General features: G+C 43.3%; 9 protein-coding genes and 1 pseudogene. All 10 read left to right on the forward strand.

Going from position 1 to position 17,540, the window contains the following annotated elements; genetic code table 11:
• Positions 1 to 5 precede the first annotated feature (5 nt).
• The 10 genes and pseudogenes from FPV17_RS03555 (at position 6) to FPV17_RS03590 (ending at position 17,531) form a co-directional block, all read left to right on the forward strand.
• Complete coding sequence (locus FPV17_RS03555) at positions 6 to 911, forward strand: carbohydrate ABC transporter permease (RefSeq protein WP_038476892.1); 906 nt, start codon at positions 6 to 8, stop codon at positions 909 to 911.
• Positions 912 to 949: 38 nt separating this feature from the next.
• On the forward strand, positions 950 to 2,545 hold the full coding sequence (locus FPV17_RS03560) for an extracellular solute-binding protein (protein ID WP_144558062.1): 1,596 nt from the start codon (positions 950 to 952) through the stop codon (positions 2,543 to 2,545).
• Positions 2,546 to 2,619: 74 nt separating this feature from the next.
• Positions 2,620 to 3,996, forward strand: coding sequence for an alpha-L-fucosidase (locus tag FPV17_RS03565; protein ID WP_144558064.1), 1,377 nt, complete (start codon positions 2,620 to 2,622; stop codon positions 3,994 to 3,996).
• Between the two features lie 55 nt (positions 3,997 to 4,051).
• Positions 4,052 to 7,156, forward strand: a complete 3,105-nt coding sequence (locus FPV17_RS03570) for an alpha-mannosidase (protein WP_367614624.1) — start codon at positions 4,052 to 4,054, stop codon at positions 7,154 to 7,156.
• Between the two features lie 15 nt (positions 7,157 to 7,171).
• Positions 7,172 to 9,466, forward strand: a complete 2,295-nt coding sequence (locus FPV17_RS03575; protein ID WP_144558068.1) for a glycoside hydrolase family 3 N-terminal domain-containing protein — start codon at positions 7,172 to 7,174, stop codon at positions 9,464 to 9,466.
• A gap of 181 nt (positions 9,467 to 9,647) precedes the next feature.
• A complete protein-coding gene (locus FPV17_RS03580; protein WP_144558070.1) occupies positions 9,648 to 11,873 on the forward strand; it encodes a helix-turn-helix domain-containing protein in 2,226 nt (741 codons plus the stop codon).
• A 457-nt stretch (positions 11,874 to 12,330) separates the two neighbouring features.
• Positions 12,331 to 13,218: pseudogene (locus FPV17_RS22485) on the forward strand (adhesive domain-containing protein); the annotation flags it as partial.
• Between the two features lie 103 nt (positions 13,219 to 13,321).
• Complete coding sequence (locus FPV17_RS03585; RefSeq protein ID WP_186370723.1) at positions 13,322 to 14,641, forward strand: hypothetical protein; 1,320 nt, start codon at positions 13,322 to 13,324, stop codon at positions 14,639 to 14,641.
• Between the two features lie 21 nt (positions 14,642 to 14,662).
• The gene (locus FPV17_RS21710; protein ID WP_186370724.1) at positions 14,663 to 15,772 is read left to right on the forward strand and encodes a hypothetical protein; all 1,110 of its coding nucleotides are present in this window, start codon (positions 14,663 to 14,665) and stop codon (positions 15,770 to 15,772) included.
• A gap of 58 nt (positions 15,773 to 15,830) precedes the next feature.
• Positions 15,831 to 17,531: a glycoside hydrolase family protein gene (locus tag FPV17_RS03590; RefSeq protein WP_144558072.1), complete on the forward strand. Its 1,701-nt coding sequence runs from the start codon at positions 15,831 to 15,833 to the stop codon at positions 17,529 to 17,531.
• The last annotated feature ends 9 nt before the right edge of the window (positions 17,532 to 17,540 follow it).

Below are 17,540 nucleotides of genomic sequence, written 5' to 3' on the forward strand. Positions count from 1 at the left end.
CAGTCATGAATACGAAAATCAGAGAAACCAAAGTTGATAAAGTATTTAAAGCCTTTGTTTACTTCTGTTTAACAGTGGCGCTGGCTGTTGTTCTTTATCCTCTTATCTATATTATTAGTGCATCCATTAGTAGTCCAACTTCCGTCAATAGTGGGCAGATGTGGCTTTTCCCCATTGATATAACGTTTGCTGGGTACGAGATGATTTTTCAAAATAGTGAGATTTGGAGAGGGTATTTAAACACGATACTTTACACAACCCTTGGAACGTTTATTAACCTAGCTGTGACAATACCAGCGGCATACGCCTTATCAAGAAGAGATTTTTTTGGCAGAGGCTTCTTTACAGGGATGTTTGTTCTGACGATGTTTTTCAGTGGCGGACTAATCCCAACGTACCTTGTTGTTAGGGATCTTGGTATGATTGATACGATTTGGGCGATGGTCTTGCCGAATGCCGCAGCAGTATGGAATATTATTATTGCCCGGGTGTTCTTTCAAATGACCATACCGAAAGGGTTAGAAGAAGCAGCGAAGATTGATGGCGCTTCTAATTTCAAACTATTCTTCAAAATCATTCTGCCTCTATCTGCTCCTATTATTGCGGTCATGGCGTTGTTTTATGGAGTCGGTCATTGGAATGGTTACTTTAATGCACTCATTTACTTATCTGATCGGAATTTATATCCCCTTCAGATGGTATTAAGGGAGATTCTTGTGTTAAATGAAATGTCTTCAAATAATACAGAAATAACTGGCGAGATGGCTCAAGCTTTACACAGCCGACAACAGCTTTCTGCCATTGTAAAGTACGGTGTGATGATCGTATCTACACTTCCAATCATCATTGTTTACCCGTTTCTACAACGTTATTTCGTAAAGGGTGTAATGATTGGGTCCTTAAAGGGTTAAAAGCAATTGTTTTTATAAAAAACGAGAGGGGTTTTGAAATGAAGAAAACATTAAAGCTGTGCTTAACAGGACTTTGTTGTGTAGGATTTGTTGCTGCTTGTAGTTCGACTGATACGGGTGGAGACTCGACCTCTAATACGAATCCTGATGTTGAAGTAAGTAAAGAGGGCTTTCCTATCGTTGAAGAGGAAATTACATTATCGCTCATGGCACCTGGTACAGGACTTGCTGAGTGGAAAGACATGCCGACTTTGCAAGAGTACTCAGAAATGACGAATATCTCGTTTGAGTACACGACGCCCCCAATGAGTGATTTTGCAACACGATTAAACCTTGCGTTTGCCAGTGGCGATGTGGCTGATATTATTTATGGCGCAGGCACATCGAACTTAACACCAGGAATGGAAGTGGATTATGGGAGACAAGGAATCCTAATTCCACTTGAAGATCTTATTGCTGAATATGCGCCAAATATTCAACGGTTATTAGATGAAAATCCTGACATTGCTCGTTCAATTACAACGGTTGATGGTCATATTTATTCGTTACCGGTCATTAATCAGCACCCGAATTCAAGCTGGGCTGTGCCAATGTGGTACAACGGTGAGTGGCTAGATGCCCTTGATGCAGAAGTGCCTACAACAACAGATGAGTTATATGATTTGCTTGTCCGTTTTAGAGATGAAGACCCGAATGGTAATGGAGAAGCCGACGAGATTCCGTTGCTTGATGTTCAAATGAATAGTACGCGTTTAGCATTTCTCGGGGCATTTGGTATGAAGGCTTGGGGAATTGAAGAAGTGGACGGGGAAGTACGGTATGCCCCTCATACGGAAAACTATAAGGAATACTTGACGTACATGAATAAATTGTTTGAAGAGGGACTTCTTGATCCGGAAACATTTTCTCAGTCTGATGAGCAAAAGAAAGCAAAAGGACAAGAAAACAGACTTGGTTTATTCCCGGATTGGTTCTCGTTCTTTACGACTGGTCAATCAGAAGATGAAGCTATGAACAATCCAATGTTTCATGCGTTATCTAGTCCTATAACTGATGAACCACTTATTCCAATTAATCCAGGCATTACAAGAGGGACGTTTGCGATTACAAGTAATAATGAATACCCAGAAGCTTCTATTCGATGGGTTGACTACTTCTATTCGGATGAAGGATCTGAATTCTTAGATCATGGACCGGAAGGCTATCTTTTTGAGCGTGATGAAGATGGAAATAAAGTGAAGCTTGATCCGCCACCTCAATTCGATAGTGCAGAGGATTACCGTGGGACATTAACTCCGGCCTATGGTATCCCAACACCAACACTAGTAAAACGAGTCGAAGGTGTTGAAGTGAGCGAATTTGATCAGTTTCTCGATGCTGAAACAGAAGAAAAAATTGGACCTTATGGTGAAGTGCCGATTCCTCTCCTTTATTTAACGAATGAGGAGCAAGAAATCGTCAATACGATTGAAGTAGACCTTAAATCATATGTAGAACAGTTAGAGGCACGGTTTATTACGGGCGTGGAGCCTCTATCAAACTGGGATAAATATGTGGATACCATTGAAAGTATGAACATTGAAGAATACATTGAGATTTATCAAGTTGCCTATGATCGTTGGGCAAGTAGCTAATTAAAAATGAAGCTCGTATTAAACTTGAGTTCAAGTCGTATACGAGCTTTTTCTCATAAAAAGGAGGAATGGAGATGACGGATAACCTCGACGAATTAACAGAAGGTGTACATCATTACAGTAAAGAAGAGAGCTATGTGGAGCCGAAAGAGGTAGCGTTACAAGCGCAATTGGAATGGTTTCAAGATCAAAAGATTGGACTGATGATGCACTGGGGACCGTATGCACAGCTTGGTGTCGTTGAGTCATGGGCACTAAGTGATGAGGATGCGGAGTGGTCGAGAGAAGAAATTGATTGGGAGCACGATCCAAAATCATTAAAGCAACAGTACGTTGCGTTAAACAAAACCTTTAATCCAATTCGATTCCAGCCTGATGCTTGGGCGGATTTAGCAAAGGAAACTGGATTTAAATATCTTGTGTTTACAACAAAACATCATGATGGTTTTGCGATGTGGGATACAAAAACAACAGAGTATAAAATCACAGGTTCAGCTTGTCCGTTTCATCGGCATCCTTATGCTGACGTATGTAAGCAGCTTTTTGATGCGTTTAGAGCTAGAGGGTTGGGAATATCAGCGTATTTTTCAAAAGCTGATTGGCATGTCCCATCGTACTGGACTCCGAATAAGACAGGTGATGCACACACGAGGCGGGGACCTTCTTACGATCCACAGGATCATCCAGCATTATGGGAACAATTTGTCCAATTTACCCACGAACAAATCCTAGAACTGTTAACGAACTACGGGAGAATCGACATGCTTTGGCTGGATGCAGGATGGGTATCGCCCAAAAACAACCAAGACATTCGATTAGGAGAAGTGGTAGAGAAGGCGAGGGAATCCCAACCTTGGCTTCTTGCGGCTGATCGCACAGTCGGCGGCCCATATGAAAATATATTGACGCCTGAACAAATGGTTCCTAAGGACCCAATTCATGTCCCTTGGGAAAGTTGTATAACGATGGGGAGTGCTTTTTCATTTCGATATGAAGATGACTATAAATCAGGTAGAGCGCTTGTTCATTTATTAATAGAGATCGTGTCTAAGGGTGGGAATTTAGCGTTAAATGTTGCACCACAGCCGGATGGCCGCCTGCCTAGAGGTGCAGTTAAGCGTATGAAGGAATTAGGTGCTTGGCTACAGCAATATGGTGAGGCTATCTATGAAACAAGAACAGTGTCCCCCTACTATTTAGAAAACATGGCCTTTACAGCGAAGGGGAATATCGTTTATTGCTTTGTTCTCATTCATACGAAAGAAGATCTAAACGGTGGTTCATTAACGATTCCTTATGAAGGTGCTGTTGAACAAGTAGAGTTGATGAATAACGGTCAAGTATTGTCTTTTCATAGAGTTGAGAACGAGTTGGTTGTAATCCGACCAAAATGGGAAGGCGATCATGACCTTCCATACGCATACGTATTTAAATTAACGATCGATCTCTAATAAAGCGAGAGAAGGAATGGTAGATATGCAGCGCTTACGAAGGTGTTTAAATCAAATGCAAGAGTGGACCAATCACGATCGTATCGACATTAAAGAGTGGGTGGGAAAACGTAGTTACTATAAAAATCCAGGTGAATATGAACAAATGGATGAAGAGCCGTATGCCATTCAAGTTGGAGATCGGTTACTTGAATCTGGAGAAACGCTGATCATTGAAAAAGAGCTTTTAGTTCCAGAAGTGTTTATAGATGCAGAGATTGATTTTGTTTTTAACGTAGGTCAGCATGGGGTGAAAACAAATCATGAAGGGTTAGTGTATCTCGACGGTGTTCCCTACCATGGTATTGATCGGAATCGACATGAATTTCCCCTTCCTAAAAGAGCAAATGGTCAACCTTCGTATAGGATAAAAATTGAGCTGTTTAATCCGACGGCTCAAGTCATTGATCCATTAAATAGGCAAAACGAGCCAGCAGAATATGCGCCGGCGCCATTGTATTTATTGGAGAGTGCTTTCGTTCGGAAAAACAAAGGGTTAGAGAAGTTGTATTACACGATGAAGGTCTATTTGGAAGCCGCTATGTTGCTACCAGAATCCGATTTAAACCGAATAAAGATTGTTAACGAGCTGACGCTAGTAAAGAAATGGCTAATGAATACAGAAGTAGCCACGCTTATGAAAGAGAGTGCATTGGTCAATGAGAAAGAAGCTGCTCTTTCGCACGCTTTAACAGAGATAGATGTAAAGAATCGCGGATCTCTCCATATGGTCGGGCAATCCCATATTGATTTAGCCTGGTTATGGCCAATGAAAGAGGCTGTTCGAAAAACAAGTCGTACGTTTTCGACGATGAGTACGTTGTTAGATCGTTATGACCATTTTCGCTATGCTCAAAGTCAACCTCAAGCCTATGCGTTTGTTAAAGCCCATTATCCTGAGCTTTATAAGCGGGTGAAGCAGCATATCCGTAGTGGACGTTGGGAAGTCGTTGGAGGCATGTGGGTAGAGCCAGACTTGAACATTCCATCTGGTGAATCGCTCGTACGACAACTTTTGTATGGGATGACCTTTTATAAAGAAGAGTTTGGTAAGCAGCCTCGAATTGAGTGGTTGCCGGATACGTTCGGTTATTGTGCGTCTCTACCACAACTGTTGAAAAAAGCAGGCTTGGATTATTTTATGACAACGAAAATGAATTGGAATGACACCAACCCGTTTCCATATGATCTCTTTAATTGGGTGGGAATCGACGGTACAAGCATTCTTTCTTACATCAACCACGGCGTTAATGAGCATACACACCCAAAGGAAATAGCTGAACATTGGGGAAGCTATAAGCAAAAGGCGGTCCATCCAGAGCAAATGCTTCTCTATGGCCATGGTGATGGAGGGGGCGGTGTAACGAAGGAAATGCTCGAATACGTAGAGCGATCTGCTAGCTTACCAGGACTTCCAGCTACATCCTATAGCACGGCACATCAGTTTTTTGATCGCGTTGTAGATGCAAATCCTGTCCTTCCTACTTGGGTTGGAGATCTTTACTTGGAACTTCATCGAGGTACATATACGACACATGCGCAAGTAAAACGGTGGAATCGGAAAGCAGAAGTTTTATACCGTGACGCCGAAATTTGGTCCAGTCTATTAAACTTCCAAACGAGTAAGTGGGAAGTCACGAGTCTTGATGCAGGATGGAAGCTCTTATTGTTTAATCAATTTCACGACATTATTCCTGGTACTTCGATTCCAGAAGTATATGAAAGAGCAGAAGCAGATTATAAAGAGCTTATGTGTATTGGAAAAGATGTCAAGCAACTAGCCCTGCAGTCGCTCGCTCAAGAGATTGAAACAGAACGAATGGGTCAGCCGCTTGTTGTGTTTAATAGTCTCTCGTGGGAGCGATCCGAAGTCGTAAAGCTAGTAGGGAAAGAAGAGCTGTTGAAGCTTGACGTAGTGGATGAGAACGATCAGTCGTTAAAGAGTGACTGCTTTATAGAAGAAGATGGGCAAGTGAATCGGCTAATTTATGTGCCAGCTATTCCGCAAATGGGCTATCGAACAATATGGCTACGACCAGAAAAACAGAAGATGAAAGCAATCCAAGAGCAGCCCTTTATTTGGAAGTGGGAAACCGATTTTTATCAGATCGAATGGAATGCAAATGGCGAAATGACGCGATTATATGATAAAAAGGCATGTCGGGAAGTACTGAAGCAAGGTGAATGCGGCAACCAGTTTCAGCTCTTTCATGACCAGCCCACTTATTGGGATGCGTGGGATATTGACCCTCTATTTGCTGAGCAAGAGGCATATCGCCCTGAGTTATTGTCAGTGGATGTTGTATTAAAAGGAAAGACGATGGATCGAATTCGGTTTAAATGGAAGATCTCTAACTCGTTTATTGAGCAAGACCTTGTGTTGTACCATCATTCAGGCAGATTAGATTTCGAAACAAAGGTAAGCTGGCACGAAAACCACAAGTTGTTAAAAGTGGCTTTCCCAGTTCATGTTCAAACGAGTAAAGCCACATTTGAAATTCCGTTCGGTGTCGTTGAGAGAGCGACTCATTCTAATACAAGTTGGGAAAAGGCGCAATTTGAAGTGTGTGGACATCGTTTTGCAGATGTCTCGGAAGGAAATTACGGTGTCAGCTTGTTAAACGACTGCAAATATGGCTACGACGTTAAAGGTAGTCAGCTCCGTTTATCGTTACTAAGAGCACCCAAATGGCCAGATCCCAATGCTGATCAAGGAAATCACTTGTTTACCTATTCACTTCTTCCTCACCAAGGCACGTGGAATTCGGCAAACGTTGTACGGAGCGGCTATGAATTAAACCATTCCGTCACTTCTATACAGGTGGATGCTCATAAAGGAACATTGCCAGCTCGACACAGCTTTATCGAGTTAAATGCGACACATGCAATTTTGGATACCGTGAAGCGATCGGAAAAGGATGAAGGCGTTACGATGCGATTCTATGAATCGAGTGGAGGACAGGAAGCGATGGAAGTGAAACTCTCACAAACCGCCTTTCAACAGGCAATTGAAACAAACTTGTTAGAAACGCCCCTTGCTCCGCTGTCTATGGAAGCAGGCGTTTTGCGTACAACAATCAAGCCTTTTGAAGTGAAGACAATTACATTCAGTAACAAGTAAGGAGTTGGATGGTCGATGAGTTATAAAGACCCGAGCTTGCCAATTGAGATGCGCGTTGAAGCGTTGCTGTCGCAGATGACGTTAAAAGAAAAAGTTGGGCAGCTTAATCAAAAAATGTACGGATGGGATGCGTATGACAAAACAAACGAAGGGATTGAGCTAACAGAAGCATTTAAAGAGCAGGTTCGCTTCGGGGAAGGAATGGGTGCTCTTTATGGTTTGTTTCGCTCTGATCCTTGGTCTGGTGTAACGTATGAGAACGGAATCCCGACAGAACAAAATGCTTCAATAGCAAATACCATTCAACGTTATGTTATGGAACATACAAGGCTAGGTATTCCTATTCTACTATCTGAAGAGTGCCCTCACGGCCATCAAGCATTAGACGGAACAATGATTCCAACCAATATTGGCGTTGGCTCGACGTGGAATCCAGAGCTAATGGAACAGGCATACAGTCATATTGCGACTGAAATCCGTTCGAGAGGAGCACACCTTGGTTTAATTTCTACTTTAGACATTTTACGAGATCCGAGGTGGGGCAGATCAGAGGAATGTTTTAGTGAAGATCCCTTTTTAGCGGCGGAAATGACGAAAGCGGCAGTATATGGCTTACAAGGTAGGGCGGATAGACCAGGTAAAACTCATATTGGTGCGGTATTAAAACATTTTGCTGCTCAAGGTGCTGGAGAAAGAGGGCTTAATGCGGGTCCTGTTCCCATCGGTGAACGAGAACTGCGTGAAATTCACTTGCCCGGTATGAAAGCTGGAGTAGAAGCAGGTGCGCTTGGTTGTATGGCTGCGTACAACGAAATCGACGGTATTCCTTGCCATGCAAATGAGTCATTATTGACAGGGATTCTTCGAGACGAGTGGGGATTTGAAGGGATTGTGATGGCAGATGGCGTGGCAAACGATCGGCTTCAGCAATTAACAGGAAGTGTTGAAAAAGCTGCTGCCTTGGCGCTTTCTGCAGGCGTTGATTTAAGTTTATGGGACGTTGCTTTTACGAGATTAAGTGAAGCCGTTACGAACGGTGATGTGAAAGAGGAGCTTATAGACAGAGCCGTTCGTCGTGTGTTACGGCTTAAATTCCTACTCGGCTTGTTTGAAGAACCATTTGTTGATGAGAGCCGTTCAAAAGAAGCAGTTGGCCATTCCTCTTTTAAACAGCTAAACGAGCAAGTGGCCCGTGAAACCATCGTTTTACTTAAGAACGAATGTGCCATACTACCATTGGAGAATAAAACGAAAAAAATCGCTGTTATTGGACCGAATGCGGATCAAATCGAACATCAGTTAGGAGACTATACCTCGTTTCGACGAATGGATAAAGGGACGACCATTTTAAAAGGGATTCAACAACGAAGTGCTGGAGAAGTAATTTATTCTAAAGGATGTAGCGTACGTGGGTATTCGAAAGAGGGGTTTGAGGAAGCCATTACCGCAGCTACCGATGCAGATGTTGCGATTGTTGTTATTGGTGGAAGTAGTGCAAGGAATGTGGAGTTGTCTTTTGATACGAATGGTGCTGCTATCATTGATGATCATCGAGCAGAAATGGACTGCGGAGAAGGTGTAGATGTAGCCAATTTACAGCTTGGTGGGGTTCAGCAAGAACTATTGAGTGAACTAGCCAAAACAGGTACTCCCTTAATCGCAATTGTCATCCAAGGAAGGCCTCATGCGCTCACCGAAATTGAGCCCTATTGCAACGCTATACTATGTGGTTGGTATCCTGGTGAAGAGGGAGGAACAGCCATTAGCGAGGTGTTATTTGGAGACGTCAATCCGAGTGGAAAGCTAGCGGTATCCATGCCCCGCTCAAGTGCACATTTACCGATTTATTACAATTATAAGGACCAGGGAAGAGCTCCTACCTACTTGGATATGGAAGCAACGCCGCTTTTTTCTTTTGGATATGGTCTAAGCTATACGACGTTTGTGTTACAACAGATACGTGTACAAAACCCAAGTATTTCTCTAGCACGTTTACGAGAGGGTGAAATGATTTCCATACAAGTTGATGTTGTAAATACTGGTTTAGTAGAAGGCTCTGAGGTGGTTCAATTGTATATAAAAGATGTGGAAGCATCGACAACCCGTAGAATAAAAGAATTAAAAGCCTTCAAAAAAATACTACTGGCACCGCAAGAAAAAAAGACGGTGACATTAACAGTAGGAGAAGAGGAGCTTTCCATCTGGAATAAAGACATGGAGTTTGGTCCTGAGCCTGGAAAGGTGAACGTAATGGTCGGAAGTGATTCTCAGAAAACAGAAGAGGTAACGATTACTATACTTGAACAATAAGTCGTAAATGGATAATAAAGGGATTTATATTCTTTCATTTCGAAAAAATGAAAAAAGAATGTAAATCCCTCTTGCTTGTGGTGAGGTTTTATCGCTATCATAGAATAAATACATAGCAGAACGTGTTAGGTCCTTTTTTGAAAGGGCTTACGAAAAGGATGGTTTAAGAGGAGGTGGATAGGTGCTGACTAAAAGAGGTTCGAAATTACTATACAAATATATCATCTCCTATCTTCTCGTATTCCTTGTTCCATTTACGATTATGAGTATTGTCATTTACTATAATGCTGTAACGAGTTTAAGAGAAGAAATTGAGCAATCGAATATTAATAATCTTGAACAGGTTAGGAATTTAACGGATGAACGTTTGTCCGAGCTCGTTACATTATCAGCAAGGATTTCTTTAGATCCACGGCTTACCCCTTATATGATTAGTCATCCCTATTATGGGGGAGAGGCGACGGATGAGTTAAGAAAGTATCGAGCAAATAGTGCGATAGTCGAGGAATTATTTGTTTACTATAAACAGCAAGATGTTCTCTATTCGACAAATGGCTCGTACTCGATGAATGCGCTTTTACAAAATAGTGAGGAACTTCAGCGAGTAGGGAGAGAAGAGTTGCTCGCTGACCTACATACAGACGTACCGCTTATACGAGTAGCCAGCAACCGTATTCTTTACCATGTACCGATTTCACCGAACTCGGAAAAGCCGCATGGAACCGTCATGTTTTTTATAGAGGAATCAACGATCATTAATATGATTCGCAATCTTCTAGGTGAAATAGAAGGGAATGTGTACATCTTTAACAAAGATCGTGAAACCGTCGCATCTGTAACAAGTGATGAGTTGGTTCAAACAGAGGATATTCAATCGTTATCAAACGGTTTTACAGGTGTAGAAACGGTTCAACTACATGGAAGTGATTATTCAATGGTTTCGGTGGAGTCAGATGTGAGTGGTTGGACATTTGTTACAGTAATGGATCAAAATCAATTTTTTATTAAGCTCAATAACGTACAAGTCATTATGATCTCTTTTTTAGTTGTCTTGTTTGCCGTAGGGTTAGTCTTAGCCGTTCTTTTAGGTAGAAATCAATACAAGCCGATTAGTCAGCTCATCGCCATCACACACAAAGGAAAGCATTCCCCACCTTTTGTTAAAGGTGAAAATGAATTAGAGAATCTAGGCAAAACCGTTACATCCTTGTATGAGAATCATGAATTGTTAAATGAAACCATTGATCTACATCAGCCATTTGCACGTGACCAATTTCTAATTCGTCTTTTAAGAGGACATTACCATGACTCTGAAGAGATTGAGTTGATTATGGATTCGCTGAAATTGTCTTTGAAAGGAGATCGTTTTTTCGTTGTTATTGCGCAATTTGAACTCGAATCGTTTTCAAATACAAAGGACAAAGACAAGCTTTTACAACTGGTTTCAAAGAAGACGTTAGAAAACGCTACTGCTTATGCTGTTGACTTTCTTCATTCTGATTCAATTGTTGTCATGATTTCAATGGATGTTTTGGAGGAGAAAGTGAACAGAGGTTTTCTTGATAAAATGGTTCATGACATTCAAAAGGAAATGAAGGACTTTACCGTTTACAAACCAACGATCGGTGTTGGTCAACTGTACGACGATAAGACAAAGATTAATCGCTCTTACATTGAAGCGCTCGCTACAATGGAATATAAATTTTCCGCTCCTCAAGGAAGCGTTCTGTTCTTTGAGGATTTAGAGACAGAAACCCATCATTTGCTAGGTTATTTAAAGGAAGAGCAAATGAAGTATGTACAAAGTATCAAGCAAGGCGATTTTACTGTCGCAGACGAAATGCTCGGCGATATGTTTGAAGCGTTAGGAAGCAAGGGGCTTTCAATTAATGAAATCAAATGTATTTGTTTTGACATTATTAATACGACGCTACGAACCGTATCTGAATTAGGCTTTGATCAATATATGAAGCAAGTTGACCAATTAGTTGAATTCAAGTCCATTACACAATTGCATAAGCAGCTGCAATGTGTTGTTGAAGTTATTTGCAACGAAGTGGAAGAAAAGAAGGATAGTCATAACAATAAATTGAAAAAGGATATCCTTACTTATATTGAGCAAAACTATAAAAATTACGAGATATCATTAGAAGTGGTTGCACAAGAATTTTATCTCTCTGTTTCCTATTTAAGTCGGTTTATCAAAGAACAAACAGGTGAAACGTTCACTCAATTAATACAACGGTTGCGTATTCGTTATGTAAAAGAACGGTTAACTCGTACTGACCAGCCGATTAAAGATGTTGTGAGTGATGTTGGGTATAAGGACGTAGCTAATTTCATTCGTAAATTTAAGAAAATTGAAGGCATGACACCAGGTGAATACCGAAAAATTCATAAAGGATAGTAGACGATTTTTTAGTTGAAAGATCGTCTAGGTGTCATACTAGTAAAAGAACACGGTTTCTCTTAACCGTGTTCTTTTTTATTTTCATCTCTCTATTCAGTTTTCGTTAAAAGAGCGAGAAGGCGGCTAACTTGAGAAAAGTGGCGTCTTAACTCCACGGTGTATAAAAATTTTTATAATTTGTTCTTTTTATAAAGAATGCTTATTTATAGGGGTTTTTTACACTTATTTTACCGGTGAGTGCTTAAAGAAAAAAGGTGTATGTAAAGTACAAATTTTTTTAAATTATTAGACTTGTTATACTTTTCGAAGACAAACATCGAGGTTTTTATACACCATAGAACAAGATTTTAGTAGAAAGGAGGTTTAAGTAAGTCAAAACGTACGAATGAAGTCGAATGGTCATATTACAGGGAGGTTCTAAGTGAGAAATAGGAAGATTGATTATAAGAAGAAAATGCATGCGCGGAACAGAAGGGTTACTAAAAAAACAACTGCTATTATTGCTGCTTCATCTTTACTATTCACAACGACTCAACTAGCATTTCCTGCAACAACTAGCTTAAGTCCATTAACGAATCCATCTGTTGCTTTAGCGGCACCCATTGAACAAGCGTCGTTACTTAATGTTTCGATTTTAGAAAATACATCACTTGTCTCAAATAATGGGGAGAGACAAGAAAAGAACGAATCTGGAAACTATGATCTTGATTTAACGTTTAGTGGAACGGGTCTTGCAAACGTTGGCTTGGCGGATAACAAAGTAGTTGTTTTCACCCTACCTGAAGAACTTCAAGGAAAAGTAGTGGGAAATACAACCGTTACGATTAACGCGCAGCTAACAGCAGTGACACCTGGGGATTTGCCTGGTATATCACCCATTATTAATACGGTAGGTACTGCAGTGGAGGCGTTGACAAGTATACCTGGCATTAACAATATCCTGGACTTGAATCCACTAAACACTGCGTTTGATTCGGTGCGTAGTGTACAAGATTTAGGCGCTTATGAGGTCGAGGTAGCTGGGATTGTCTCTGAAGATGGAACCACGATTACGGTTGATTTCACAGAAGGTCTTGGTGAATATGTTCGTGAAGCCTTTGTCGAATTCTTAACACCACTTAGGGATGCGATTAATGAACTTGAATATAATGGGCTTGTACCTGGTGTAAGAACAGCCATTGAAGCACTTAAAACAGCTGCAAATCCTTTATTTGATTTAATTGACGCTATTGTGGATGGATCTAGTGATCTCTTAACGTCTGCATTAGACGTCAATTTATTGGGAAGCACGCAATTTAGGCTACAAACAGAAATAAGCGATCCAATGGTACCAAACGCTGTTGTGAGTGCAGCAGCAATCAATGAAACGTTCATTGACATTGATTTACTGAATGCCATTCGTACTGAAGGAGCAAGACAAAATTTAATTTTTGATGATGAATCTGATGCTGACGCCGATGCTGACGCTGACGCCGATGCGGATGCTGATGCCGACGCCGACGCGGATGCTGACGCCGACGCTGATGCGGATGCTGACGCCGATGCTGACGCCGATGCGGACGCCGATGCCGACGCTGACGCTGATGCGGATGCGGATGCCGACGCTGATGCGGATGCCGACGCAGATGCTGACGCTGATGCTGATGCGGATGCGGATGCCGACGCAGATGCTGATGCGGATGCCGACGCTGATGCGGATGCCGACGCAGATGCTGACGCTGATGCTGATGCGGATGCGGATGCCGACGCAGATGCTGACGCTGATGCTGACGCTGACGCTGACGCTGACGCTGATGCGGATGCTGATGCCGACGCTGACGCCGATGCGGATGCGGATGCCGATGCGGATGCTGACGCTGATGCGGATGCGGATGCGGATGCGGACGCAGATGCTGATGCTGATGCTGATGCTGACGCTGATGCGGATGCCGATGCGGATGCCGATGCCGATGCGGATGCTGACGCCGATGCTGATGCGGATGCCGACGCTGATGCTGACGCCGATGCTGATGCTGATGCTGACGCTGATGCGGATGCTGATGCCGATGCCGATGCGGATGCTGATGCGGATGCCGACGCAGATGCTGACGCTGATGCGGATGCTGACGCCGATGCGGATGCTGATGCGGATGCGGATGCCGATGCAGATGCGGATGCTGACGCTGATGCGGATGCTGACGCCGACGCTGATGCTGACGCTGATGCCGACGCTGACGCAGATGCGGATGCGGATGCCGACGCTGACGCAGATGCTGATGCGGATGCCGATGCAGATGCGGATGCTGACGCTGATGCCGATGCTGACGCTGATGCGGATGCTGACGCCGATGCGGATGCCGACGCTGATGCGGATGCTGACGCCGATGCTGACGCCGATGCGGATGCGGATGCTGACGCTGACGCTGATGCCGACGCTGACGCAGATGCTGATGCCGATGCGGATGCCGACGCTGATGCTGACGCCGATGCGGATGCCGACGCTGATGCGGATGCTGACGCCGACGCGGATGCTGACGCTGATGCCGACGCTGACGCAGATGCTGATGCGGATGCCGATGCAGATGCGGATGCTGATGCCGATGCAGATGCTGACGCTGATGCCGATGCCGATGCGGATGCTGATGCCGATGCTGATGCGGATGCGGATGCCGACGCTGATGCGGATGCGGATGCTGACTCAGACTCAGATTCTGATGATGATGATCCGGCTGAAGGAGTATTTCCAGACGCCCCGAGATCAACACCAATCTTTGAGGATGATTTGATACTAACTGGTGAAGGGCTCGTTGGATCAACTGTCTACGCACTTGTTAACGGTCAAATTATTGGTTCAAGTGAAGTGTCAGCAATCAGAGCACTTGGAATTATTATTGACAATAACGGTACGTTCTCAATTGAGCTGGATGAGCCGTTACCAGCTGGAACAATTATTGAATTTTATCAAATTGATGAAGATGGTCAGCAAAGTGAATCTTCTTATGCAAGGGTTTTACCAATTAGCGACGATGGTGACGCTGATGCGGATGCTGATGCCGACGCTGACGCGGATGCTGACGCCGACGCCGATGCGGATGCCGACGCTGATGCCGACGCCGATGCGGATGCTGACGCTGATGCGGATGCTGATGCCGACGCTGACGCGGATGCTGATGCGGACGCCGATGCGGATGCTGACGCTGATGCTGATGCGGATGCTGATGCTGACGCTGATGCGGATGCCGATGCGGATGCGGATGCGGATGCCGATGCGGATGCTGACGCTGATGCGGATGCTGACGCCGATGCGGATGCTGATGCGGATGCCGACGCTGATGCTGACGCCGATGCTGACGCCGATGCCGACGCTGATGCCGATGCGGATGCTGACGCTGACGCCGATGCTGACGCTGATGCGGATGCGGATGCTGACGCCGACGCTGACGCGGATGCCGACGCTGACGCCGATGCTGATGCGGATGCCGACGCTGACGCCGATGCTGATGCGGATGCCGATGCAGATGCTGACGCCGATGCAGATGCTGACGCTGACGCTGACGCCGATGCGGATGCCGATGCGGATGCCGATGCGGATGCTGACGCTGATGCCGACGCTGATGCTGACGCTGACGCTGATGCGGATGCCGACGCTGATGCTGACGCGGATGCGGATGCCGACGCTGATGCGGATGCTGACGCCGATGCGGATGCGGATGCTGACAAAGATAGAGACTATGAGCGAATTGATAATCGTTATGGAGGGGACTCTGGCAAAGGCTATGATGGCAGTGGCGATAAGCTGCCGAAAACAGCTACCCATGCTTGGGCTTATGGAGCTGCTGGAGTTGTTGCACTTCTTTCAGGTCTATTTGCAAGAGTGTTCGGTCGAAATAGGAAGAATGGATAAGCGTTACCAATAAGAATGCGTTAGAGGGGAGAATCTTCTCCCCCCTAACCTATTAATTAGGAGGAATGTACATGGAAACATCGCAATCGAAATTAGCAGACTCATTAGAAAAAAAGCTAGATCTTTTTTATGAGACTCTTCAAAAAGAAGGGCATTTAGGTTTTCTGAAAAACACAACACGAGTCATTCTTTTTCTATCGATTGGAAGTCCAAAGCGCAGGGCAGATGTTTTCCAGGCTAGTGAGACGCTTCCATTAAAAGCATGGCGAGTTGTTAAGAGACAAGCGCTTCAGCATTATAAAGAAAGTCATTATGATTGGGTGAAATTGGATATTGTTGAAAATGAAGAAAGCCATAGCGTAAATGAATTCGTGAAGATCATAACAGAAACAAAGAAAAACTATTATCGAAAAGGAATTTCTTTCGACAAACAGTATCGGTTTGCTTTTTTAGAGCAGGAGATAAACGGAAACGCCATAGTGCAAATTGATAAGCATACAGGAAGAGGTTTTATCCAAGAAAAGAATTTAAAAGAGTATGCTAAGAGTCATCGTCCTTTAATGCCTAAGCTTGATCTTAGTAGGATCGATAAGATTCGAACGTTTACTACACGTGGATTCTTTTTTGAGGAAAATCGCCTATTCCCTACGCACAACACAAATTTAGATAATGGACGGAGAAAGACCCCGTTAACAATAGATGAAGTAGAACGTTTGGTACGAGAAAGCGCCACTTTTCTAGCAAACCAAGTAAAAGATACAGGGGCATTTGTATATGGGTATTTTTCTTGTTTTGATAAGGAAATTCAGTTCTATAATGTGCTAAGACATGCGAGTACGTTGTATTCCATGTTAGAGGCTTACGAGCTTTACCCCGATGACGTTTTGGAGAAAGCTATAAAAAGAGGGCTACATTATCTCGTCAATCACTGTACACGTAACTATACCATTCAATCCGTTCGAGTTGCTTATATGATCGACGGCGTCGGAGAAAATAAAGAAATTAAGCTTGGCGCAAATGCGGCTGCTATATTGGCATTAACAAAATTTCAGGAAGTTTTTAAACAAAATCAGTATGTAGAGATAACTCGTTTATTAGGGGAAGGTATAGTACAGATGCAAAAACGTGATGGCAGTTTTAATCATGTTTTGTACCCCGAAGATCTACAGGTGAAAGAAGATTTTAGAATTATTTATTACGACGGGGAAGCGGCATTTGCACTAATGCGTCTTTACGAACAGGATCCACAATCAAGATGGATCGATGCAGTTGAGCTCGCCTTTCGTTATTTTATCGAAAAAAAATATTGGAAGCATCATGATCACTGGTTGAGCTATTGTACCAATGAGCTAACTAAGTATCGACCACGTAAAGAGTATTTCGAGTTTGGCTTACATAACGTTTTGAAAAAGCTAAACTTCATTAAGAAAAGAGAAACAACGTATCCTACGTTTCTTGAACTTACGTTAGCCGGGTGGAATATGGTATCACGATTAAGGGCGCATGGATTGGAAGGATTGCTTACCCAAAAAGAGATTCAGCGATTAGAAGAAACATTTCACATCCGAGCAGAATATCAAAGAAATGGCTTCTTCTATCCAGAGGTAGCCATGTACTTCAAGAAGCCGAGCAGGATTTTAGGTAGCTTCTATATTCGTCATCACTCATTTCGTTCACGGATTGATGATACCGAGCATTATTTGTCAGGGTATGTAGCCTATTACAAGCTCTTGAAAAATCGCTCTGGCTATAAAGAAAGGGGGGTTTCGTAATTAAAGCGT

The sequence above is a fragment of the Shouchella miscanthi genome, from assembly GCF_007725405.1.
In the GTDB taxonomy this organism is placed as follows: Bacteria; Bacillota; Bacilli; order Bacillales; family Bacillaceae_D; genus Shouchella; species Shouchella hunanensis.

What these genes read in the sequence shown, in the direction of transcription:
- FPV17_RS03555 (WP_038476892.1), top strand. Translation starts at nt 6, where the DNA reads ATGAATACGAAAATCAGAGAAACCAAAGTTGATAAAGTATTTAAAGCC.
- FPV17_RS03560 (WP_144558062.1), top strand. Translation starts at nt 950, where the DNA reads ATGAAGAAAACATTAAAGCTGTGCTTAACAGGACTTTGTTGTGTAGGA.
- FPV17_RS03565 (WP_144558064.1), top strand. Translation starts at nt 2,620, where the DNA reads ATGACGGATAACCTCGACGAATTAACAGAAGGTGTACATCATTACAGT.
- FPV17_RS03570 (WP_367614624.1), top strand. Translation starts at nt 4,052, where the DNA reads ATGCAAGAGTGGACCAATCACGATCGTATCGACATTAAAGAGTGGGTG.
- FPV17_RS03575 (WP_144558068.1), top strand. Translation starts at nt 7,172, where the DNA reads ATGAGTTATAAAGACCCGAGCTTGCCAATTGAGATGCGCGTTGAAGCG.
- FPV17_RS03585 (WP_186370723.1), top strand. Translation starts at nt 13,322, where the DNA reads ATGCTGACGCCGATGCTGACGCTGACGCCGATGCGGATGCTGATGCCG.
- FPV17_RS03590 (WP_144558072.1), top strand. Translation starts at nt 15,831, where the DNA reads ATGGAAACATCGCAATCGAAATTAGCAGACTCATTAGAAAAAAAGCTA.